This is a genomic window from Pseudomonas pergaminensis, assembly GCF_024112395.2.
Taxonomy (GTDB): domain Bacteria; phylum Pseudomonadota; class Gammaproteobacteria; order Pseudomonadales; family Pseudomonadaceae; genus Aquipseudomonas; species Aquipseudomonas pergaminensis.
Genome location: NZ_CP078013.2, coordinates 5,947,615 through 5,970,029, shown reverse-complemented (window position 1 = coordinate 5,970,029; position 22,415 = coordinate 5,947,615). Strand labels below are relative to the sequence as shown.

The following is a 22,415-nucleotide window of genomic DNA, read 5'->3' as shown; positions in this document are numbered from 1 at the left end:
ATCGACGGGCAAAAAGAAGGGCGCTGTGATAGCGCCCTTCTTTTTGCCCGTCGATTCGATGCTACTAAATTCGAGTCTACTAAATTCGATAGGTGCTTTTAGTCATGACCTTGGCCAAAACACTCATGCCAAACCTCACCGGCGCCGGGAAGCGGAAGCCACCAGCATCCAGCGCGCTTTCGGCGTGATGTTCTTCATCGATACGCATCTGCTCAAGAATGGCCCGGGACTTTTCGTCTTCGGCTGGCAGCTGTTCCAGATGTTCGTCCAGGTGTTTGCACACTTGATGTTCGGTCGCCGCCACAAAACCCAGGCTGACTTTGTCGCTGATCAGACCAGCAGCAGCGCCGATACCAAACGACAGGCCATAAAACAGCGGGTTCAGTACGCTGGGGTGGCTGCCCAATTGGCGGATGCGTTGCTCGCACCAAGCCAGGTGGTCGATCTCTTCCTCGGCGGCGTGTTCCATGGCCGCACGCACTTGCGGCAGCTTGGCGGTCAGGGCCTGGCCCTGGTACAGCGCCTGGGCACAGACTTCGCCAGTGTGGTTGATGCGCATCAGGCCGGCGACGTGGCGGGTATCGGTCTCGCTCATCTGTGCGTCGGGCTGCACGATGGCGGGCGAAGGGCGATACGGCTGGCCGCTGAAGGGCAGCAACGTGCGCATGGCCATGTCGGCTTGCAGCAACAGACGGTCAATCGGCGAGTAGTGACGTTGGGTAGTCATGCTGACCTCCGGGAAGAATCTCGGCGGCCAGTTTACCGCAAGAGAGGGGGAAGCGTTTGCGCTGAGTCAAGGGCATGGGGTCGCAGCCTGAAGCCGTGACCCTTGTTGCTAGGAGAATCAGCCCGGCGGCCAGTTCATCTGGCGTTGACCCAGCACATGCATATGGATGTGATAAACCGTCTGTCCGCCTTTCGGATTGCAGTTCATCACGACCCGAAAGCCTTCCTCGCAGCCTTGTTCCACGGCCAGGCGCTGGGCGGTGAACAAAATGTGACCCGCCAGGGCTTTGTCTTCTTCTGTCAGGTCGTTGAGCGTGGGGATATGTTTCTTCGGGATGACCAGGAAGTGCACAGGCGCCGCGGGGTAGATGTCCTTGAATGCCAGGACTTGGTCATCTTCGTAGATGATATCCGCGGGTATTTCTCTGTTGATGATCTTGGTGAACAGAGTATCCACAGCTGTTTCTCCATTATGAATGTGCAGGGTGAGTGTACTCAGCCGGTCAGCGTGGGCAATAGGCCTTGTTGATGGCGCCGGCTATCTTGCGGGTCAGCCAGCGCGGACTGAAGCGCGGGCTGAAGGCGATCCAGCGGTTGCGTCGGCCGGGAATGATGATGGCTTTGTTCTTTTCCAGCGCACGCACGGTGTAGAGCGCCACTTCTTCAGGGCTCATCAGTTGTTGGCTGCGGTCGAGCTTGGCGGTGTCCATTTGCGCGGTGCCGAAGAATGCCGTGCGTGTAGGGCCGGGGCAGAGGACCGAGACCTTGATGCCGCAGGTTTTCAGCTCTTCACGCAGGCCTTCGGAGAAATGCAGCACATAGGCCTTGCTGGCGTAGTAGGTGCTCATCCACGGGCCCGGCTGGAACGCCGCGACGGACGCCACATTGAGAATCTGCCCGCCGCCGTGCAGTGCCATCGAGTTTCCGAGCGCGTGGCACATGCGGGTGAGCGCCAGGATGTTGACCTCTACGAGGTCTTGTTCGGTCATCCAGTCTTGGGCCAGGAAAGGACCGCTGGTGCCGATACCGGCACAGTTCACCAGCAGGTCGATCTGCCGTTCACCTTCTTCAAGCTCCAGCAGGAACCCGGACAAGCGCAGCGGCTCGCCCAGGTCGCAGGCCCGAAACAGCACTTCAACGCCAAAGCGCTGGGTCAATTCGATTGCGATGCTTTCCAACTGATCACGCTGGCGGGCCACCAGAATCAAGCTGCGGCCGCGACGGGCCAGTGCTTCGGCCAGGGCCAGGCCGATGCCGCTGGAGGCGCCGGTGATCAGAGCGTAACGGGTCATGCCTTTCTCCATCGCAACGCCGCCGCGCCTGTAACAAAGGAATTACAGGCCGGGGGCGTTTCTTCACTGTTCTGGAGAGTCTACAGGTTCACCCGCTTCGTCAGCACTCTGCGCGTCGTCTTCTTCTACGGTTGCGCTTTGGTCAGTGTCTTCATCGGAGGTGATGGAGCTGCTCTCGTAGCCGCTGTCCATGTTGGCTTCGAGTTGGTCCAGGTAACCGTTCATGCCCAGGGTCACCACGATGGCAAGCATGACCGGAATGAACGCCAGCCACAGTGTGGCCAGGACTTTCACCGCGGTGGAGTTGCGTGGCGGCGGCGCGCCGTATTGGTTGGCACCTGCGTTCCCCGGCAATACCAGCAGCAGGATCGGGAACACACTGTTCACCAGCGGCACCAGGTTGAGGAAGTACAACCAGCCGGACCACCCCAGGTCGTGCAGGCGCTGAACACCGATTTGGACACTGACCCACACCAGCGCGACAAACAATGCCAGACCCAGCAATACTCCGAGCAGGGTGCCGGCGGTCGGCGAAGCGGTGGCGACAGCAAAGCTGACGGTACTGATGATGCCGCCCGCAACCAGCAGCGCAAGGGTGAGAACCAGGGTCCAGGCGAGGTACCGCAGTCGGCCGATACGCCCGTGGATGGTGAACACCTTGAGTGTGGAGTATTCCGGCAGGTTATCGCCCACCGCCGCGCGCGGTGGCGCATACGGTGACGCGGCAGGGCGTGAGAAACCAGAGGCGCCGGAGTCCGTTTCGTGGGTTTCGGCGAGGCTGAAGGCGACGGGTTGTTCCGGTTCGATACGGGCATCGACGCCGGCGTTTTTCAGCGCGGTGAGGTAGGTTTCGGCGTCCGAGCGCGACAGGTCGCGTTTGAGCGCAACCGGGCGGCCGGTGAAGAGCTTCTCGATGGCTTCGACTTCGCTCTTGAACAGCTCGGCCAGGTTCAATTTGGCCGTGGTGCTTTCGACACCCGGGAGCAAGGCTCCATCAAACACAATCTTGAAACGGTTGTCGCTCATGCGGGCTTCCTTGTCACTTGTTCAGGGAGGTGGTGCAGGCCTGCTCACTGGGCAAGCCTTGCGGTTGGATCAGCGTGGCCAGGTCAGTTGTGCCGCCTGTTCGCGCGCCTTACGGTATTCGGCATCCAGGCGGGCAACCAGTTCATCGACGCTGGGCAAATCATCAATTTCACCGACACCTTGGCCGGCGGACCATACAGTCTTCCAGGCCTTGGCCTCGTCGTTCAACGGCTTGAGCTTGGAGCCGAAGTTGACTTCGCCTTTGCCTTGCAGGGCCGCGAGGTCAAAGCCGGCGTTTTCCAGGCTCTGGCGCATAAAGCTGGCGGGCACGCCGGAAACAGCAGGAGTGTGCACGATGTCGGCCGCGCGCGATGTGAGCAGCATCTCTTTATACGCATCTGGGGCATGGCTTTCGGTGGTGCCGATAAAGCGTGTGCCGAAGTAGGCCAGGTCCGCGCCCAGCACCTGGGCGGCGAGTATCTCATGCCCATGGTTGAGGCAGCCGGCGAGCAGCAGGGTTTTGTCGAAGAATTGGCGGATCTCGGCAATCAGCGAGAACGGGCTCCAAGTGCCGGCGTGGCCACCGGCACCGGCCGCTACGGCGATCAGGCCATCCACGCCGGCTTCGGCAGCTTTTTCGGCATGGCGACGGGTAGTGACGTCGTGAAACACCAGGCCGCCATAGCTGTGTACCGCGTCCACCAGTTCTTTCACTGCACCCAGGCTGGTAATGACGATCGGCACTTTGTGCTCAACGCAAATCGCCAGGTCTGCCTCCAAGCGAGGGTTGCTGTTGTGCACGATCAGGTTGACGGCGTAGGGCGCGGGGTTGTCCACCTGTGCCAGGCCTGCTTCGATTTCTTCCAGCCAGGCCTTGAACCCGCTGCTTTCGCGTTGGTTAAGCGCCGGGAAACTCCCGACCACCCCGTTGCGGCAGCACGCCAGGACCAGTTGCGGGTTGGAAATCAGGAACATCGGCGCCGCCACGACGGGCAGGCGCAGACGGTGTTCAAGCAGAGCGGGCAGCGACATTGGAGGTACCCCGAGTAATTGAAGTTAGAACGGTTTGACCACGACCAAAATTACGATAGCCAGCAATATCAGAACGGGCACTTCATTGAACCAGCGATAAAAGACATGGCTGCGGGTGTTTTCGCCACGGGCGAAACGTTTCACCTGCGCGCCGCACATGTGGTGGTAGCCGATAAGGAGCACTACAAGGGTGAGCTTGGCGTGGATCCAGGCACCGGATTGAAAGATGGCCGGGTTGAGGTAAATCAGCCAGCCGCCGAATAACAAGGTGGCGATCATCGCTGGCCCCATGATGCCGCGGTACAGCTTGCGCTCCATGATGCTGAAGCGTTCCTTGCTGACGGTGTCTTCGCTTTGGGCGTGGTAAACGAACAGGCGCGGGAGGTAGAACAGCCCGGCAAACCAGCAGACGATGCTGACGATGTGGAAGGCTTTGATCCATAGATAGAGCATTTCTAGTTATTCCCAGGTTCACGGTAACTGAAGATAGTAGTGGCTCATGCGCCCGTACGTCACGTTGACGGTTGTCGCAGGACGATACGGCCCCTATTATCGACGGCTTTCCAGTGGGTTCGTTGAGGGCAGGTTTATGGTCAAGGTCGGTATCGTCGGCGGCACGGGTTACACCGGTGTCGAATTGCTGCGTCTGTTGGCTCAGCATCCGCAAGCTGAGGTGGTGGTCATCACCTCCCGATCCGAGGCTGGCCTGGCCGTGGCCGATATGTACCCGAACCTGCGAGGCCATTACGACGGGCTGGCGTTCAGTGTTCCGGACATCAAGACGCTGGGCGCGTGTGACGTGGTCTTCTTCGCCACACCTCACGGTGTTGCCCACGCATTGGCCGGTGAGCTGTTGGCCGCTGGCACCAAGGTGATCGACCTGTCCGCCGACTTCCGTTTGCAGGACGCTGATGAGTGGGCCAAATGGTATGGCCAGCCGCACGGCGCGCCAGAGCTGTTGGACGAGGCGGTGTACGGCCTGCCGGAAGTCAATCGTGAGCAGATCAAGCAAGCGCGTCTGATCGCGGTGCCGGGTTGCTATCCGACGGCCACACAGCTGGGCTTCCTGCCGTTGCTCGAGGCTGGGTTGGCGGATGCGTCGCGACTGATCGCTGACTGCAAGTCTGGCGTCAGTGGTGCTGGCCGTGGTGCGGCAGTCGGTTCGCTGTACTCCGAGACGTCGGAAAGCATGAAGGCCTATGCGGTGAAAGGTCACCGTCACTTGCCGGAAATCCGTCAGGGCCTGCGTCGCGCGGCCGGTAAAGACGTGGGTCTGACCTTCGTGCCCCACCTGACCCCGATGATCCGCGGTATTCACTCTACGTTGTACGCCACCGTGGTTGATCGCTCGGTAGACCTGCAGGCGCTGTTCGAAAAGCGTTATGCCAACGAACCGTTCGTCGACGTTATGCCGGCCGGCAGTCATCCGGAAACCCGCAGCGTGCGCGGCGCGAACGTGTGCCGGATTGCCGTGCACCGTCCTCAGGATGGCGACCTGGTTGTGGTGTTGTCGGTGATCGATAACCTGGTCAAGGGCGCGTCGGGCCAGGCGGTGCAGAACCTGAACATCCTGTTTGGCCTGGACGAGAAGCTTGGCCTGTCCCACGCGGGCATGCTGCCTTAAGGCTGCCTGGCTGTTGCGCAAAAGGCCCGTTGATCGGGCCTTTTGTGTTTTTAATGGCGGTTGTGCAGATTGATATACCGTAACAATAGTTGACCGCTTTTCTAGGAGAAGCGGATAATACCGGCCATTACGCATATGGCGGCGTTACGCCGGGAGATTATCAGCATGAGCGTTGAATCCTTCACCCCCACGGCTTTGCAATTCACCCATGGTGCTGCGCACAAGGTGAAGAGCCTGGTCGATGAAGAGGGTAATGATCGCTTGAAGCTGCGCGTATTCGTTACGGGCGGCGGTTGTTCAGGGTTTCAGTACGGTTTTACCTTCGATGAAGATGTGGCCGATGATGACACCATCGTTGAGCGTGAGGGCGTGAGCCTGGTGGTGGATCCGATGAGTTTCCAGTACCTGGCAGGTGCCGAGGTGGATTACCAGGAAGGTCTGGAGGGTTCGCGTTTCGTGATCAAGAACCCTAACGCTACGACCACCTGTGGTTGCGGGTCTTCGTTCTCGATCTGATCGATAGCTTTATCTGTAGCGGATAACAAAACGCCGCTTGGCTGTGATAGGCCAAGCGGCGTTTTGCTGTCTACGGATTATTGGGGCCGGTCAGGCGGGATAGATCGCGCCCAGTACCCGAAGCCCGCGTGAGCCGGTGACGCTCGGGCGGTTGGCAGCAATGCCTTCGACGCAGCAATGGGCCAGCCAGGCGAAGGCCATCGCCTCGACCCAGTCCGGGTCTACGCCGTAGGTGGCGGTACTGCTGACGTGGGTTGACGGCAGCAAGGCTGCCAGGCGCTGCATCAGCGTGGCATTGTGAGCGCCACCGCCACATACCAGCAGCGTTTCTGTTTGGGGTTGGGCGGACTGCAGGGACTCGACAATGGTGAGCGCGGTCAGCTCCAGCAGAGTGGCTTGTACATCCTGAGGCTCGAATGCGGGCAGGCGACCAAGGTGTTGGTGCAGCCAGTCCAGGTTGAACACTTCGCGCCCAGTGCTCTTGGGACCCTTGGTCACGAAGAATGGATCACTGAGCAGGGCATTGAGCAACTGGGGCTCCACCTTCCCGCTGGCGGCCCACTGACCATCGCGATCAAAGTTCTCGCCGCGTTGTTGATGAATCCACGCGTCCAGCAGGACGTTGCCCGGGCCGCAGTCAAAGCCGGCTACAGGTTTGCCTGTCTCGATCAGGCTTAGGTTGCTGAAACCTCCCACATTCAATACGGCACGGTTACCGCTGTGCTCGCCAAACAGTGCTTCATGGAAGGCGGGGACCAGCGGGGCACCCTGTCCGCCGGCGGCAACATCGCGGCTGCGGAAGTCGCTGACCACGGTGATGCCTGTGAGCTCGGTGAGCAAGGCCGGGTTGCCGATCTGCACGGTAAAGCCTCGGGCGGGTTCGTGGCGGATGGTCTGGCCATGGCTGCCAATCGCGCGAATGTCCCGGGGCTTGAGGTGTTGTTGATTGAGTAGCGCGTGAATGCCTTGCGCTGCCAGGCTCACCCATTTCTGCTGGGCGATGGCTGAGCGGGCGATCTCATCCGGACCGCTGGCGCACAGAGCGAGCAACTCGGTACGCAGGGTATCTGGCATGGGAATGTAATGCGTGGCGATCAGCTTGATCGCCGGGGCTTGCTCTATCAAGGCGATGTCCAGGCCATCGAGGCTGGTCCCGGACATCACACCTATATAGAGCGACATGCCTTAGCGCTTCGCCGAAGCCAGCAGGGTGGAGCGCTCTTGATCCATGCGCGCCATCAACGGCTGGCTCTGTTGCATGAAACGCGCACGTTCGGCCTTGGCGATCGGGTCGGCCATCGGCAGCTTCTGGCCCAGTGGGTCGACGTGGACGCCATTGACCTGGAATTCATAGTGCAAGTGCGGGCCGGTGGACAGGCCGGTAGTGCCGATATAGCCGATCACCTGGCCTTGCTTCACGGTGCCGCCGGTTTGCACGCCCTTGGCGAAGCCTTGCATGTGGCCATACAGCGTACGGTAAGTGTTGCCGTGTTGAATGATCACGGTATTGCCGTAACCGCCACGACGTCCGGCCAGCAGCACTTTGCCGTCGCCGGCTGCCTTGATCGGCGTGCCACGTGGAGCGGCGTAGTCGACGCCTTTGTGGGCGCGGATTTTGTTCAGAATTGGATGCTTGCGACCCATGGAGAAACGCGAGCTAATACGGGCGAAGTCCACAGGGGTACGGATGAAGGCTTTGCGCATGCTATTGCCGTCGGCGGTGTAATAGCTGCTGTTGCCTTGTTTATTGGTATAGCGCACGGCGGTGTAGGTCTTGCCGCGGTTGGTGAAACGTGCGGACAGAATATTGCCGGTGCCGACGACTTTGCCGTTGGCGACTTTCTGCTCGTAGATCACATCGAATTCGTCGCCTTGGCGAATGTCCTGGGCGAAGTCGATGTCGTAGCCAAACACGCTGGCCATGTCCATGGTCATGCTGTGGGACAAGCCCGCGCGGGCTGCCGACTGGGACAGCGAACTGTTAATCACGCCATGGACGTAGGCGGAGCGCATCACCGGTTTGGTGGTGATGCGGTTGAAGGCAAAGCCTTTGGCGCCCTTGGTCAGGGTGATGCTTTCGAGGTCGCTGACGTTGCTGTGCAGGTTGTGCAACTGGCCGTCAGGCGTCAGTTCAAACTCAAGTTTCTGGCCGTGCTTGAGCTGGGTGAATTGCTTGGCTTGCTTGTCGCTGGCCAGCACCTCATTGACGGTGGCGGCGGGGAGGCCGACTTTCTCGAACAGGGTGGACAGCGTGTCGCCCTTGGCCACGATCACTTCGCGGTGTTGTGGGTTTTTGGCTGCCTCGGCAACAGGTGCAGGCTGGTCCTGGACTGCTTGCTGGGTATCTTCGGGGCTGCTTTCTATTTGGGCGAACGGCGATTCGGCAGGTGCGTTTGTGGCTTGTTGCGCGTCGGAAGCGTCTTGATCTTGTGTCAGTTGTTCAACTGGACTTTCCAGGTCAAGGCTCAGGGATGTTCGTTTGGCTTCTACGTCACTGGAAGGGAATACCAGGAGTGCCAGGCTGAGAAGGGCGGCGATACCACTTGCGGCGAGCAGGTGGGTCTTCGGGTAAAGCGGCGGCGCTTTAGACGGTTCAGTGGTCATAGGTAATTTTGACTTTGAAGATGAAATGGAAAAGATGAATGACATGATGAAGATGAAATAACTGTATAAAATATAACCAAATCATCTGTGGCGCAAGCTCGCGAATGCTGGGCTTGCTGAACGGTGTCCGTTCGCAGGGCAAAACTTGTAATTAGTCCCTGATCTTGTATGGTTGGTTCCCTTTTGAATCTGAGCCTTGCGGGTCTGTTATGAAGTCGGTTGAAGAGCAGCTAGCGCTGATAAAACGTGGTGCGGAAGAACTGTTGGTCGAAGCTGAGCTGATCGAAAAGCTCAAGCGTGGCCAACCCCTGCGTATTAAGGCTGGCTTTGATCCGACTGCGCCGGATCTGCACCTGGGTCATACCGTGCTTATTAATAAGCTGCGTCAGTTCCAGGAGCTGGGGCATCAAGTCATCTTCCTTATAGGTGACTTCACCGGGATGATCGGTGATCCGAGCGGCAAGAGCGCCACTCGCCCGCCGCTGACTCGAGAGCAGGTTCTCGATAACGCCGAGACCTACAAGACGCAGGTATTCAAGATCCTTGATCCCACCAAGACTGAGGTGGCGTTCAACTCTACTTGGATGGATCAGATGGGGCCGGCAGATTTCATTCGCCTGACGTCCCAGTACACCGTCGCGCGCATGCTTGAGCGTGATGACTTCGACAAGCGTTACTCCACCAATCAGCCGATCGCCATTCACGAGTTCCTCTACCCGTTGGTTCAGGGCTATGACTCGGTGGCATTGCGAGCGGATGTTGAGTTGGGTGGCACCGACCAGAAGTTCAACCTGTTGATGGGGCGTGAGCTGCAGCGTGCGTATGGGCAGGAAGCCCAGTGCATTCTGACCATGCCGTTGCTGGAGGGCCTGGATGGCGTCAAGAAGATGTCCAAGTCCCTGGGTAACTATGTCGGTATCCAGGAAGCACCGGGCGTGATGTACGGCAAGCTCGTCTCGATTCCTGATGCGCTGATGTGGCGTTACTTTGAGCTGCTGAGCTTCCGCTCGATGGATGAGATCAATGCGCTGCGTGCTGATGTAGAGGCAGGCGCCAATCCGCGTGACGTGAAGATCAAGCTGGCAGAAGAGATTGTTGCGCGTTTCCACGGTGAGGAGGCTGCGGCCAATGCTCACCGTGCTGCGGGTAATCGCATGAAGGATGGTGAGCTGCCGGATGATCTGCCGGAGATCGAGCTGTCTGCTGCTGAGGCGATGCCGATCGCTGCTGTGCTTAATAAGGCAGGTCTGGTCAAGAACTCGGCGGTTGCGCGGGACCTTCTAGGTTCCGGTGGTGTGCGTGTAGATGGTGAGGTTGTAGATCGCACCTTTATATACGAGCTGGGCGCTACCCATGTTTGCCAAGCCGGGAAGAAGGCATTTGCGCGTATTACGCTCAAATCCGAATAAACCTGAAATTAAGTGTTGACGGCGTTTTATATCTGTCTATAATTCGCCCCACTTCCGGCGCAGTCGAAACGGAAAACTCCTTGGTAAACAAAGAGTTACGCAGAATTCGACAGCGACTTGCTTCAGGTCATCGAAGCCCAGAAGGAGTTGGTAGAGCAGTGTTGTTTGGCTCTATTAACGTTTCGATCTTCTCGGTCGAAAGCGGAGAAAAAGAGGTGTTGACAGCAGCGTGTAACGCTGTAGAATTCGCCTCCCGCTAACGAGAGATCGGAAGCGCAAGTGGTTGAAGTTGTTGAAGAAATCTTCGAAAACTTCTGAAAATAATCACTTGACAGCAAATGAGGCTGCTGTAGAATGCGCGCCTCGGTTGAGACGAAAGATCTTAACCAACCGCTCTTTAACAACTGAATCAAGCAATTCGTGTGGGTGCTTGTGGAGTCAGACTGATAGTCAACAAGATTATCAGCATCACAAGTTACTCCGCGAGAAATCAAAGATGTAACCAACGATTGCTGAGCCAAGTTTAGGGTTTCTTAAAAACCCAAAGATGTTTGAACTGAAGAGTTTGATCATGGCTCAGATTGAACGCTGGCGGCAGGCCTAACACATGCAAGTCGAGCGGTAGAGAGAAGCTTGCTTCTCTTGAGAGCGGCGGACGGGTGAGTAATGCCTAGGAATCTGCCTGGTAGTGGGGGATAACGTTCGGAAACGGACGCTAATACCGCATACGTCCTACGGGAGAAAGCAGGGGACCTTCGGGCCTTGCGCTATCAGATGAGCCTAGGTCGGATTAGCTAGTTGGTGAGGTAATGGCTCACCAAGGCGACGATCCGTAACTGGTCTGAGAGGATGATCAGTCACACTGGAACTGAGACACGGTCCAGACTCCTACGGGAGGCAGCAGTGGGGAATATTGGACAATGGGCGAAAGCCTGATCCAGCCATGCCGCGTGTGTGAAGAAGGTCTTCGGATTGTAAAGCACTTTAAGTTGGGAGGAAGGGTTGTAGATTAATACTCTGCAATTTTGACGTTACCGACAGAATAAGCACCGGCTAACTCTGTGCCAGCAGCCGCGGTAATACAGAGGGTGCAAGCGTTAATCGGAATTACTGGGCGTAAAGCGCGCGTAGGTGGTTTGTTAAGTTGGATGTGAAATCCCCGGGCTCAACCTGGGAACTGCATTCAAAACTGACTGACTAGAGTATGGTAGAGGGTGGTGGAATTTCCTGTGTAGCGGTGAAATGCGTAGATATAGGAAGGAACACCAGTGGCGAAGGCGACCACCTGGACTAATACTGACACTGAGGTGCGAAAGCGTGGGGAGCAAACAGGATTAGATACCCTGGTAGTCCACGCCGTAAACGATGTCAACTAGCCGTTGGAAGCCTTGAGCTTTTAGTGGCGCAGCTAACGCATTAAGTTGACCGCCTGGGGAGTACGGCCGCAAGGTTAAAACTCAAATGAATTGACGGGGGCCCGCACAAGCGGTGGAGCATGTGGTTTAATTCGAAGCAACGCGAAGAACCTTACCAGGCCTTGACATCCAATGAACTTTCTAGAGATAGATTGGTGCCTTCGGGAACATTGAGACAGGTGCTGCATGGCTGTCGTCAGCTCGTGTCGTGAGATGTTGGGTTAAGTCCCGTAACGAGCGCAACCCTTGTCCTTAGTTACCAGCACGTTATGGTGGGCACTCTAAGGAGACTGCCGGTGACAAACCGGAGGAAGGTGGGGATGACGTCAAGTCATCATGGCCCTTACGGCCTGGGCTACACACGTGCTACAATGGTCGGTACAGAGGGTTGCCAAGCCGCGAGGTGGAGCTAATCCCATAAAACCGATCGTAGTCCGGATCGCAGTCTGCAACTCGACTGCGTGAAGTCGGAATCGCTAGTAATCGCGAATCAGAATGTCGCGGTGAATACGTTCCCGGGCCTTGTACACACCGCCCGTCACACCATGGGAGTGGGTTGCACCAGAAGTAGCTAGTCTAACCTTCGGGAGGACGGTTACCACGGTGTGATTCATGACTGGGGTGAAGTCGTAACAAGGTAGCCGTAGGGGAACCTGCGGCTGGATCACCTCCTTAATCGACGACATCAGCTGCTCCATAAGTTCCCACACGAATTGCTTGATTCATTGAAGAAGACGATAAGAAGCAGCCCGAAATTGGGTCTGTAGCTCAGTTGGTTAGAGCGCACCCCTGATAAGGGTGAGGTCGGCAGTTCGAATCTGCCCAGACCCACCAATTTTGTGTGGGAAACGCCTGTAGAAATACGGGGCCATAGCTCAGCTGGGAGAGCGCCTGCCTTGCACGCAGGAGGTCAACGGTTCGATCCCGTTTGGCTCCACCACTACTGCTTCTGAAAGTTTTGAAAGCTTAGAAATGAGCATTCCATCCAAGTGATGGTGAATGTTGATTTCTAGTCTTTGATTAGATCGTTCTTTAAAAATTTGGGTATGTGATAGAAAGATAGACTGAACGTTACTTTCACTGGTAACGGATCAGGCTAAGGTAAAATTTGTGAGTTCTCTTAATTGAGAAATTCGAATTTTCGGCGAATGTCGTCTTCACAGTATAACCAGATTGCTTGGGGTTATATGGTCAAGTGAAGAAGCGCATACGGTGGATGCCTTGGCAGTCAGAGGCGATGAAAGACGTGGTAGCCTGCGAAAAGCTTCGGGGAGTCGGCAAACAGACTTTGATCCGGAGATGTCTGAATGGGGGAACCCAGCCATCATAAGATGGTTATCTTGTACTGAATACATAGGTGCAAGAGGCGAACCAGGGGAACTGAAACATCTAAGTACCCTGAGGAAAAGAAATCAACCGAGATTCCCTTAGTAGTGGCGAGCGAACGGGGACTAGCCCTTAAGTGGCTTTGAGATTAGCGGAACGCTCTGGAAAGTGCGGCCATAGTGGGTGATAGCCCTGTACGCGAAAATCTCTTAGTCATGAAATCGAGTAGGACGGAGCACGAGAAACTTTGTCTGAATATGGGGGGACCATCCTCCAAGGCTAAATACTACTGACTGACCGATAGTGAACTAGTACCGTGAGGGAAAGGCGAAAAGAACCCCGGAGAGGGGAGTGAAATAGATCCTGAAACCGTATGCGTACAAGCAGTGGGAGCAGACTTTGTTCTGTGACTGCGTACCTTTTGTATAATGGGTCAGCGACTTATTTTCAGTGGCGAGCTTAACCGAATAGGGGAGGCGTAGCGAAAGCGAGTCTTAATAGGGCGTCTAGTCGCTGGGAATAGACCCGAAACCGGGCGATCTATCCATGGGCAGGTTGAAGGTTGGGTAACACTAACTGGAGGACCGAACCGACTACCGTTGAAAAGTTAGCGGATGACCTGTGGATCGGAGTGAAAGGCTAATCAAGCTCGGAGATAGCTGGTTCTCCTCGAAAGCTATTTAGGTAGCGCCTCATGTATCACTGTAGGGGGTAGAGCACTGTTTCGGCTAGGGGGTCATCCCGACTTACCAAACCGATGCAAACTCCGAATACCTACAAGTGCCGAGCATGGGAGACACACGGCGGGTGCTAACGTCCGTCGTGAAAAGGGAAACAACCCAGACCGTCAGCTAAGGTCCCAAAGTTATGGTTAAGTGGGAAACGATGTGGGAAGGCTTAGACAGCTAGGAGGTTGGCTTAGAAGCAGCCACCCTTTAAAGAAAGCGTAATAGCTCACTAGTCGAGTCGGCCTGCGCGGAAGATGTAACGGGGCTCAAACCATACACCGAAGCTACGGGTATCACGTAAGTGATGCGGTAGAGGAGCGTTCTGTAAGCCTGTGAAGGTGAGTTGAGAAGCTTGCTGGAGGTATCAGAAGTGCGAATGCTGACATGAGTAACGACAATGGGTGTGAAAAACACCCACGCCGAAAGACCAAGGTTTCCTGCGCAACGTTAATCGACGCAGGGTTAGTCGGTCCCTAAGGCGAGGCTGAAAAGCGTAGTCGATGGAAAACAGGTTAATATTCCTGTACTTCTGGTTATTGCGATGGAGGGACGGAGAAGGCTAGGCCAGCTTGGCGTTGGTTGTCCAAGTTTAAGGTGGTAGGCTGAGATCTTAGGTAAATCCGGGATCTTAAGGCCGAGAGCTGATGACGAGCTAACTTTTAGTTAGCGAAGTGGTTGATGCCATGCTTCCAAGAAAAGCTTCTAAGCTTCAGGTAACCAGGAACCGTACCCCAAACCGACACAGGTGGTTGGGTAGAGAATACCAAGGCGCTTGAGAGAACTCGGGTGAAGGAACTAGGCAAAATGGCACCGTAACTTCGGGAGAAGGTGCGCCGGTGAGGGTGAAGGACTTGCTCCGTAAGCTCATGCCGGTCGAAGATACCAGGCCGCTGCGACTGTTTATTAAAAACACAGCACTCTGCAAACACGAAAGTGGACGTATAGGGTGTGACGCCTGCCCGGTGCCGGAAGGTTAATTGATGGGGTTAGCTAACGCGAAGCTCTTGATCGAAGCCCCGGTAAACGGCGGCCGTAACTATAACGGTCCTAAGGTAGCGAAATTCCTTGTCGGGTAAGTTCCGACCTGCACGAATGGCGTAACGATGGCGGCGCTGTCTCCACCCGAGACTCAGTGAAATTGAAATCGCTGTGAAGATGCAGTGTATCCGCGGCTAGACGGAAAGACCCCGTGAACCTTTACTATAGCTTTGCACTGGACTTTGAATTTGCTTGTGTAGGATAGGTGGGAGGCTTTGAAGCGTGGACGCCAGTTCGCGTGGAGCCATCCTTGAAATACCACCCTGGCAACTTTGAGGTTCTAACTCAGGTCCGTTATCCGGATCGAGGACAGTGTATGGTGGGTAGTTTGACTGGGGCGGTCTCCTCCTAAAGAGTAACGGAGGAGTACGAAGGTGCGCTCAGACCGGTCGGAAATCGGTCGTAGAGTATAAAGGCAAAAGCGCGCTTGACTGCGAGACAGACACGTCGAGCAGGTACGAAAGTAGGTCTTAGTGATCCGGTGGTTCTGTATGGAAGGGCCATCGCTCAACGGATAAAAGGTACTCCGGGGATAACAGGCTGATACCGCCCAAGAGTTCATATCGACGGCGGTGTTTGGCACCTCGATGTCGGCTCATCACATCCTGGGGCTGAAGCCGGTCCCAAGGGTATGGCTGTTCGCCATTTAAAGTGGTACGCGAGCTGGGTTTAGAACGTCGTGAGACAGTTCGGTCCCTATCTGCCGTGGACGTTTGAGATTTGAGAGGGGCTGCTCCTAGTACGAGAGGACCGGAGTGGACGAACCTCTGGTGTTCCGGTTGTCACGCCAGTGGCATTGCCGGGTAGCTATGTTCGGAATAGATAACCGCTGAAAGCATCTAAGCGGGAAACTAGCCTCAAGATGAGATCTCACTGGAACCTTGAGTTCCCTGAAGGGCCGTCGAAGACTACGACGTTGATAGGTTGGGTGTGTAAGCGCTGTGAGGCGTTGAGCTAACCAATACTAATTGCCCGTGAGGCTTGACCATATAACACCCAAGCAATTTGACTACTCTAACGAGCATCAGATTGCGGTGTGTGAAGACGAAATGAACCGAAAGTTCGACGTTCACAAAACACCGAAAGCTGTCACATACCCAATTTGCTGAAGCGAGGCCATCTGGCCACGACTCAGTACCCGAATTTCTTGACGACCATAGAGCATTGGAACCACCTGATCCCATCCCGAACTCAGTAGTGAAACGATGCATCGCCGATGGTAGTGTGGGGTTTCCCCATGTGAGAGTAGGTCATCGTCAAGATTAAATTCCGAAACCCCATTTGCGAAAGCAGATGGGGTTTTGTTTTGGGCGGTCGAAAAGTACGTAGCGGCTCGCGTCAATAGTCTCCAGTACTAAAGTCCGGCCTTTCTATGCAATGACCCTGCGCATAGCTATCATGCGTGCCTCATTGTGAGGCGATACTTGCATGCTGACGTTGTTGAAACTTCTGAAAGATGGCCGGTTCCACTCCGGAGAAGCACTTGGTGCTGCCCTTGGCGTCAGTCGTAGTGCTGTCTGGAAGCAGCTCCAGCACCTGGAGGCTGAATTGAACCTGCCCATCCATAAGGTTCGTGGCAAGGGGTATCAGTTGGCATCACCGCTGGTGTTCTTGAGTGCTGAAGATATTGCGCTGAATGCGCCGTCCTTGGCGTGGCCCGTTCATATCTCTGACTCCATTGACTCCACGAATGCCGAGGCTTTGCGACTTGTGGGTGCTGAGTGCACCGCGCCGTTTCTGGTGCTAGCGGAGCAGCAAACGGCGGGGAGAGGCAGGAGGGGGCGAAAGTGGGTTAGTCCGTTTGCACAAAACGTTTATTACAGTCTTGTATTGCGTATTGAGTCGGGGTTGCGCCAGTTGGAGGGGCTAAGTCTTGTTGTCGGCTTGGCAGTCATGCAGGCCTTGCGTGAGACAGGTGTGCAGGGAGCGGCGCTGAAATGGCCAAACGATGTATTGGTGGGGCAGAAGAAGATTGCCGGGATTTTGCTGGAGTTGGTAGGAGACCCTGCTGATATCTGCCACGTTGTCCTGGGAATAGGCATCAACGTCAATATGCAGAGGGCTGATGAGGTCGATCAGCAATGGACTTCGGTGCAGCTCGAGACAGGTTCGCCTGCTGATCGTAACGTTCTAGTTGCGCAGTTAGGGCTGCAGCTGCAGGGCTACCTTTATCGACATCGGGAGGGCGGTTTTGTCGCTCTTCAGCAGGAGTGGGAGCAGTATCATGCCTGGCAGGGGCGGTCGGTATCCCTCATCGCAGGTGTCAACCAGGTCGATGGAGTTGTGCTGGGGGTAGATCGCCAGGGGGCATTGCGCTTGAGTGTCGATGGTGTCGAGAAAATATACAGTGGTGGTGAGCTAAGCCTGAGGTTGCGTGATGATTCTTGAGCTCGACTGTGGGAATAGCTTTATCAAATGGCGCGTGCTTGGTTCGGATGACGCCAGTGCATCGAACGAGGGGGTTGTCGGTTCGGATCTGGCGTTGATTGAAAGCCTGGTGGCACTTCCTGGATTGTTGCTCACGCGCTGCCGATTAGTGAGCGTTCGCGCCCAAGAAGAAACAAGCAAGCTCGTGTTGGCTCTGCAGGAGGCTTTCGGTGTTGCCGTTTCCTGTGCTGCTCCTGCAAGGGAGATGGCTGGGGTACGAAACGGTTACGAAGATTTCGAGCGTCTGGGGCTTGATCGCTGGCTGGCGATGCTGGGTGGGTTCAAGCTCGCTCGCGGCGCTTGTCTGGTGCTTGATTTCGGCACGGCTGCCACAGCAGATTTTATTGCGGCAGATGGTGATCACTTGGGTGGTTTCATTTGTCCAGGTATGCCCCTCATGCGCAACCAGCTACGAACACACACGCGCAAGATACGCTATGACGACGCCGCTGCTGAAAGGGCGTTGGAGCGCCTTTCGCCAGGGCGTACGACTGTAGAGGCGGTAGAGCGCGGGTGTACGCTCATGCTGAGAGGGTTTGTGCTCACTCAATTAGAATTGGCGCGAAGCTATTGGGGTGATGAATTTACCGTGTTCCTGACCGGGGGGGATGCTGATTTGGTGGCGGACGCAGTGCCGCAAGCGCGACTCGTCCCTGATCTGGTGTTTGTCGGTTTGGCGATGGCTTGCCCTTTGTCCTGAGGTGATTATGCGTTGGCTGTTTTTGCTTTTACTTGTTCTCAACGCCTTCTACTACATTTGGCATCAGCAAGAGGCGCCGTTGCGCGCTAAAGATGTCACGCCTTTGAGTCTATACAAGGGCTCGCAGCAGGACATTCGCCTGCTCAGCGAGTCCTCTGATGCTGTGGTGCGAAGGGACCGTGCAAAAGCAACCGATGCGCAGAACACTTGCTTGTACATCGGTGGTTTTGCCGATCAGCGCCAAGCGCAGTCAGTTGAGCAGCGGCTCACGAGCCTGGATATAAAGGTCAAGGTCCAATTGTTGAATACTGCGGATGCTTCTGGCTACTGGCTCCGTGTGGCTCCTGAAAGTCGACGCTTGGCTGATGATCTGTCCTTTGAAAACCTTGCTAAGGAATTCAATGAGTTAAAACATAAAATAATGTTGTGCGAAGGCGTTGCAACTCTCGAATAGTTTGCATAGAATGGCGCCCGCTTCGCAGTGAAGACCTTTAAGGTCAGCGATGTGAAGCAAAGGTCAACGCAGCTAACCTCATATTTTTAAATGAGAAAATGCTTGACAGAAGGTCGGCGTAATGTAAAATGCCGGCTCGCTTAGGAGGGGTTCCCGAGCGGCCAAAGGGATCAGACTGTAAATCTGACGTCTACGACTTCGAAGGTTCGAATCCTTCCCCCTCCACCATTTTTAGCGTGAGCTGCAAGCTCCGCGGGTATAGTTTAGTGGTAGAACCTCAGCCTTCCAAGCTGATGATGCGGGTTCGATTCCCGCTACCCGCTCCAAGTTTGCAGGTTGTGCAGGTGTTTTGCTCTTGTAGCTCAGTTGGTAGAGCACACCCTTGGTAAGGGTGAGGTCAGCGGTTCAAATCCGCTCAAGAGCTCCATATAACAAGGCAGATATGAAAATATCTGCCTTTGTTTTAACAGCTATCTCGGCTTGATGGTGTTGGCCTGGTGTTATCAGGTGATTTCAAGTCTCTTGGGGTTGGTTGTTGTAAAGTCTTTTTCAGGCCTGCATAATGGTCGGCCTGATTTTGTTTTAGGTCAGTAGCTCAATTGGCAGAGCGACGGTCTCCAAAACCGTAGGTTGGGGGTTCGATTCCCTCCTGACCTGCCAGATTCACGTGGTGTATCTGGCTTTCTTTTCACAGGATCTTCATAGATGACTCCTAAGGCTGAAGCTCAAAGCTCTCGTTTCGATCTCGTCAAGTGGCTCGCTGTAGTCGCATTGGTGGTCGTAGGCGTTGTTGGCAATCAGTACTATTCTGCTTCGCCGATCCTGTACCGTGTACTCGCTTTGCTTGTCCTTGCTGCTGTAGCTGCCTTTGTAGGTCTGCAGACTGCCAAAGGCAAGTCTTTCGCGGTCCTGGTAAAGGAAGCTCGCACCGAAATTCGTAAAGTCGTTTGGCCGACTCGCCAAGAAACCACGCAGACCACGTTGATTGTTGTGGCTGTTGTTCTGGTTATGGCGTTGCTGTTGTGGGGTCTTGATTCCCTGCTCGGCTGGCTTGTTTCCTTGATTGTTGGCTAAGGGTGTCCCGTGGCTAAGCGTTGGTACGTTGTGCATGCTTACTCGGGTTACGAGAAGCATGTTATGCGCTCTTTGCTGGAGCGCGTAAAGCTGGCAGGCATGGAAGATGGCTTCGGCGAAATTCTGGTTCCCACTGAAGAAGTGGTTGAAATGCGGAATGGTCAGAAGCGCAAAAGCGAACGCAAGTTCTTCCCTGGCTATGTGCTGGTTCAGATGGACATGAATGAAGGTACTTGGCACTTGGTCAAGGACACTCCTCGTGTCATGGGTTTCATTGGCGGTACTGCTGATAAGCCTGCTCCTATCACTGATAAAGAGGCAGAAGCCATTCTGCGTCGTGTTGCTGATGGTAGCGACAAGCCTAAGCCGAAGACGCTTTTCGAGCCGGGTGAGGTTGTTCGTGTCACAGATGGTCCGTTTGCTGATTTCAACGGTACTGTCGAAGAAGTTAACTACGAAAAGAGCCGGATCCAGGTGGCAGTGCTTATTTTCGGTCGCTCTACTCCGGTAGAGTTGGAGTTCAGCCAGGTCGAGAAGGTCTAGCTGAGCAAGCATCCCAACCCCGCAGCCTTAGGCTGTGGGGTTTTGTCGTCACTGGGATAAACGCGCAAGTAACCGGGGAGCCTTTCGAGGCGTTTGAACCCGTAATTGGAGTGCCTCATGGCCAAGAAGATTACCGCTTACATCAAGCTGCAAGTGAAGGCCGCTCAGGCCAACCCTAGCCCACCCGTCGGTCCAGCTTTGGGTCAGCACGGCGTGAACATCATGGAATTCTGCAAGGCCTTCAACGCCCGTACTCAGGGTCTTGAGCCAGGTCTGCCGACTCCAGTGATCATCACTGTATACAGCGACCGTAGCTTCACTTTCGAAACCAAGTCGACTCCGGCTTCGGTTCTGTTGAAGAAAGCTGCTGGTCTGACTAGCGGTTCCGCTCGTCCGAACACCGTTAAGGTTGGCACCGTAACTCGTGCTCAGCTGGAAGAAATCGCGAAAACCAAAAACGCGGATCTGACTGCAGCTGATATGGATGCAGCCGTGCGTACCATCGCCGGTTCTGCTCGTAGCATGGGCCTTAACGTGGAGGGTGTGTAATGGCTAAGCTGACCAAGCGCCAAAAGGCTATCGCCGGCAAAATCGAAGCAGGCAAGGCCTACAACTTTGTAGACGCCGCTGCCCTGCTGACTGAGCTGTCGACTGTCAAGTTCAGCGAGTCCGTTGACGTTGCTGTAAACTTGGGTGTTGACCCACGTAAATCCGACCAGGTCGTTCGTAGCGCAACTGTGCTGCCACACGGTACTGGCAAGACTGTACGTGTAGCTGTCTTCACCCAAGGCCCGGCAGCTGAAGCTGCTCTGGCCGCCGGCGCTGACCGCGTTGGCATGGACGACCTGGCTGCCGAAATGAAAGGCGGCGACCTGAACTACGACGTAGTTATTGCTTCCCCGGATGCAATGCGCGTTGTAGGTCAGTTGGGTCAGATCCTGGGTCCACGTGGCCTGATGCCTAACCCTAAAGTCGGCACCGTAACACCAGACGTAGCCACCGCGGTTAAAAACGCCAAGGCTGGTCAGGTTCGTTATCGCACCGACAAAAACGGCATCATTCACACCTCCGTTGGCAAAGTCGGCTTCGATGCCGTCAAGCTGAAGGAAAACGTTGAAGCCCTGATCGCTGATCTGAAGCGTATCAAGCCTGCTTCCTCGAAAGGTATCTACGTCAAGCGCGTTACCCTGAGCACCACTATGGGCCCGGGTCTGGTCATCGACCAAGGTTCGCTGGACGTATAAGACACAGATTGGCGTGAGCGATCACGCCAGTTGAAAAAATTGGGGTCCCTGCCTGGCGGGGGCTATCCAAGACCGTAGGCGGCGCAAGTCTTAAACCACAAGCCTACGCAGATGGTGCTCCCGGTTCCTTACCGAATCAGACACCAAAACGACATCCGGCTCCGGCCAGATGAAACGGTAACAAGCAGGAGTTAAACCCGTGGCAATTAATCTCGAAGACAAGAAGGCCATCGTCGCTGAAGTCAACGAGGCTGCCAAAGCTGCTCTGTCCGCTGTCGTGGCTGATGCCCGTGGTGTGACAGTAGGCGCTATGACCGGACTCCGTAAAGAGGCTCGTGAAGCTGGCGTATACGTACGTGTTGTACGTAACACCCTGCTCAAGCGCGCCGTTGCTGACACTGAATACAGTGTCCTTAACGACGTGTTCACCGGCCCGACTCTGATCGCGTTCTCCAAAGAACATCCAGGCGCTGCTGCCCGTTTGTTCAAAGAATTCGCCAAGAGTCAGGAAAAGTTCGAGATCAAGGCAGCTGCGTTCGAGGGCAAGTTCCTCGCAGCTAACCAAATCGACGTACTGGCAACACTGCCGACCCGCGACGAAGCCATTTCGCAGCTGATGAGCGTGATTCAAGGCGCTACCAGCAAGCTGGCTCGTACTCTGGCCGCAGTTCGCGAGCAAAAAGAAGCCGCCGCAGCCTAAGGCTGAGCGACTTATCTCGCGTATTTTTGTTTATTTCGATGGCCGAGTAGGCCGTCCCCCAATTCAGGAAATACAGCAATGTCTATCTCCCAAGACGATATCCTCAACGCCGTAGCTGAAATGTCGGTTCTGCAGGTTGTTGAGCTGATCAAAGCTTTCGAAGAAAAATTCGGCGTTTCCGCTGCCGCTGCTTCCGCTGGCCCAGCTGTTGCTGCTGTTGCTGCTGAAGAGCAAACCGAATTCAACGTCATGCTGGTGGAAGCTGGCGAGAAGAAAGTAAACGTGATCAAGGCAGTACGTGAACTGACCGGTCTGGGCCTGAAAGAAGCCAAGGCTGTAGTTGACGGCGCTCCTGCCCAGGTTCTGGAAGCAGTGTCGAAAGACGCCGCTGACAAAGCCAAAGCTGTTCTGGAAGAAGCAGGCGCTAAAGTCGAGCTGAAGTAAGCATCGACCTTGCGTCTCCAGCCCAAGCGTTAAGCTGAAGGCTGATGGCTGGTGGCTCTTGCCACCGGCCTTTTTCCGTTCTTGGCTGTCGAC

The 22,415-nt window shown here is 55.5% G+C and carries 20 protein-coding genes, 6 tRNA genes and 3 rRNA genes; 21 read left to right on the top strand and 8 right to left on the bottom strand.

The window, feature by feature from the left end:
• Positions 1-79: 79 nt before the first annotated feature.
• The 6 genes from coq7 to hemJ form a co-directional block, all read right to left on the bottom strand.
• Positions 80-727 carry a 2-polyprenyl-3-methyl-6-methoxy-1,4-benzoquinone monooxygenase gene (coq7, locus tag KUA23_RS27240; protein ID WP_017138087.1) on the bottom strand — a complete coding sequence of 216 codons (648 nt, stop codon included), beginning with the start codon at positions 725-727 and terminating at the stop codon, positions 80-82.
• Between the two features lie 117 nt (positions 728-844).
• Complete coding sequence (locus KUA23_RS27235; protein ID WP_071490214.1) at positions 845-1,183, bottom strand: histidine triad nucleotide-binding protein; 339 nt, start codon at positions 1,181-1,183, stop codon at positions 845-847.
• Between the two features lie 46 nt (positions 1,184-1,229).
• A complete protein-coding gene (locus tag KUA23_RS27230) occupies positions 1,230-2,018 on the bottom strand; it encodes an SDR family NAD(P)-dependent oxidoreductase (protein ID WP_078050409.1) in 789 nt (262 codons plus the stop codon).
• Positions 2,019-2,081: 63 nt separating this feature from the next.
• Positions 2,082-3,044 (bottom strand): DUF805 domain-containing protein, encoded by a 963-nt coding sequence (locus tag KUA23_RS27225; protein ID WP_078050408.1) that lies wholly within the window; start codon positions 3,042-3,044, stop codon positions 2,082-2,084.
• A 69-nt stretch (positions 3,045-3,113) separates the two neighbouring features.
• Entirely contained in the window at positions 3,114-4,076 is a 963-nt protein-coding gene (locus KUA23_RS27220) for an NAD(P)H-dependent flavin oxidoreductase (RefSeq protein WP_078050407.1), read from the bottom strand.
• Between the two features lie 24 nt (positions 4,077-4,100).
• Positions 4,101-4,529, bottom strand: coding sequence for a protoporphyrinogen oxidase HemJ (gene hemJ / locus KUA23_RS27215; RefSeq protein WP_078050406.1), 429 nt, complete (start codon positions 4,527-4,529; stop codon positions 4,101-4,103).
• 136 nt (positions 4,530-4,665) lie between these two features.
• Here hemJ and argC point away from each other — a divergent pair, with 136 nt between their 5' ends.
• Entirely contained in the window at positions 4,666-5,700 is a 1,035-nt protein-coding gene (gene argC, locus KUA23_RS27210) for an N-acetyl-gamma-glutamyl-phosphate reductase (protein ID WP_078050405.1), read from the top strand.
• A 165-nt stretch (positions 5,701-5,865) separates the two neighbouring features.
• The gene (gene erpA / locus KUA23_RS27205; protein WP_003176443.1) at positions 5,866-6,216 is read left to right on the top strand and encodes an iron-sulfur cluster insertion protein ErpA; all 351 of its coding nucleotides are present in this window, start codon (positions 5,866-5,868) and stop codon (positions 6,214-6,216) included.
• A gap of 90 nt (positions 6,217-6,306) precedes the next feature.
• On the opposite strand, the gene KUA23_RS27200 is transcribed toward erpA, so the two are convergent.
• Together KUA23_RS27200 and KUA23_RS27195 are read right to left on the bottom strand one after the other, a co-directional pair.
• A complete protein-coding gene (locus KUA23_RS27200) occupies positions 6,307-7,398 on the bottom strand; it encodes an anhydro-N-acetylmuramic acid kinase (RefSeq protein WP_252993132.1) in 1,092 nt (363 codons plus the stop codon).
• Between the two features lie 3 nt (positions 7,399-7,401).
• Positions 7,402-8,820 (bottom strand): peptidoglycan DD-metalloendopeptidase family protein, encoded by a 1,419-nt coding sequence (locus KUA23_RS27195; RefSeq protein ID WP_099493028.1) that lies wholly within the window; start codon positions 8,818-8,820, stop codon positions 7,402-7,404.
• A gap of 209 nt (positions 8,821-9,029) precedes the next feature.
• Between KUA23_RS27195 and tyrS the strand changes: the two genes are divergently transcribed.
• The 19 genes from tyrS to rplL all read left to right on the top strand — a co-directional run bounded on the left by tyrS (position 9,030) and on the right by rplL (position 22,322).
• Positions 9,030-10,229: a tyrosine--tRNA ligase gene (gene tyrS, locus KUA23_RS27190; protein WP_252993131.1), complete on the top strand. Its 1,200-nt coding sequence runs from the start codon at positions 9,030-9,032 to the stop codon at positions 10,227-10,229.
• 553 nt (positions 10,230-10,782) lie between these two features.
• A 16S ribosomal RNA gene (locus KUA23_RS27185) occupies positions 10,783-12,319 on the top strand.
• An 82-nt stretch (positions 12,320-12,401) separates the two neighbouring features.
• Positions 12,402-12,478, top strand: a tRNA-Ile gene (locus tag KUA23_RS27180).
• 30 nt (positions 12,479-12,508) lie between these two features.
• Positions 12,509-12,584, top strand: a tRNA-Ala gene (locus tag KUA23_RS27175).
• Positions 12,585-12,833: 249 nt separating this feature from the next.
• Positions 12,834-15,725 (top strand): 23S ribosomal RNA (locus KUA23_RS27170).
• Positions 15,726-15,882: 157 nt separating this feature from the next.
• Positions 15,883-15,998: ribosomal RNA gene (rrf, locus tag KUA23_RS27165) — 5S ribosomal RNA — on the top strand.
• Together the 16S, 23S and 5S rRNA genes with 2 tRNA genes alongside form the textbook arrangement of a ribosomal RNA operon.
• Before the next feature lie 166 nt (positions 15,999-16,164).
• Positions 16,165-17,124 (top strand): bifunctional biotin--[acetyl-CoA-carboxylase] ligase/biotin operon repressor BirA, encoded by a 960-nt coding sequence (gene birA / locus KUA23_RS27160; RefSeq protein WP_099491117.1) that lies wholly within the window; start codon positions 16,165-16,167, stop codon positions 17,122-17,124.
• Positions 17,114-17,863 (top strand): pantothenate kinase, encoded by a 750-nt coding sequence (locus tag KUA23_RS27155; protein WP_078050401.1) that lies wholly within the window; start codon positions 17,114-17,116, stop codon positions 17,861-17,863. The genes birA and KUA23_RS27155 overlap by 11 nt, the downstream gene beginning before the upstream one ends.
• A 7-nt stretch (positions 17,864-17,870) precedes the next feature.
• On the top strand, positions 17,871-18,317 hold the full coding sequence (locus KUA23_RS27150) for a hypothetical protein (protein ID WP_252993130.1): 447 nt from the start codon (positions 17,871-17,873) through the stop codon (positions 18,315-18,317).
• A gap of 143 nt (positions 18,318-18,460) precedes the next feature.
• Positions 18,461-18,545: transfer RNA gene (locus tag KUA23_RS27145), tRNA-Tyr, on the top strand.
• A 24-nt stretch (positions 18,546-18,569) separates the two neighbouring features.
• Positions 18,570-18,643: transfer RNA gene (locus tag KUA23_RS27140), tRNA-Gly, on the top strand.
• Positions 18,644-18,668: 25 nt separating this feature from the next.
• A tRNA-Thr gene (locus tag KUA23_RS27135) sits at positions 18,669-18,744 on the top strand.
• Positions 18,745-18,901: 157 nt separating this feature from the next.
• Positions 18,902-18,977: transfer RNA gene (locus KUA23_RS27130), tRNA-Trp, on the top strand.
• 45 nt (positions 18,978-19,022) lie between these two features.
• Entirely contained in the window at positions 19,023-19,391 is a 369-nt protein-coding gene (gene secE / locus KUA23_RS27125; protein WP_025857211.1) for a preprotein translocase subunit SecE, read from the top strand.
• Positions 19,392-19,400: 9 nt separating this feature from the next.
• On the top strand, positions 19,401-19,934 hold the full coding sequence (gene nusG, locus KUA23_RS27120; protein WP_003176436.1) for a transcription termination/antitermination protein NusG: 534 nt from the start codon (positions 19,401-19,403) through the stop codon (positions 19,932-19,934).
• A gap of 117 nt (positions 19,935-20,051) precedes the next feature.
• Positions 20,052-20,483 (top strand): 50S ribosomal protein L11, encoded by a 432-nt coding sequence (gene rplK, locus KUA23_RS27115; RefSeq protein WP_003176435.1) that lies wholly within the window; start codon positions 20,052-20,054, stop codon positions 20,481-20,483.
• Entirely contained in the window at positions 20,483-21,178 is a 696-nt protein-coding gene (gene rplA, locus KUA23_RS27110; RefSeq protein ID WP_003232403.1) for a 50S ribosomal protein L1, read from the top strand. The genes rplK and rplA overlap by 1 nt, the downstream gene beginning before the upstream one ends.
• Positions 21,179-21,377: 199 nt before the next feature.
• Positions 21,378-21,878: a 50S ribosomal protein L10 gene (gene rplJ, locus KUA23_RS27105; protein ID WP_010206364.1), complete on the top strand. Its 501-nt coding sequence runs from the start codon at positions 21,378-21,380 to the stop codon at positions 21,876-21,878.
• Between the two features lie 78 nt (positions 21,879-21,956).
• Positions 21,957-22,322, top strand: coding sequence for a 50S ribosomal protein L7/L12 (rplL, locus tag KUA23_RS27100; protein WP_071489831.1), 366 nt, complete (start codon positions 21,957-21,959; stop codon positions 22,320-22,322).
• Positions 22,323-22,415: the final 93 nt, after the last annotated feature.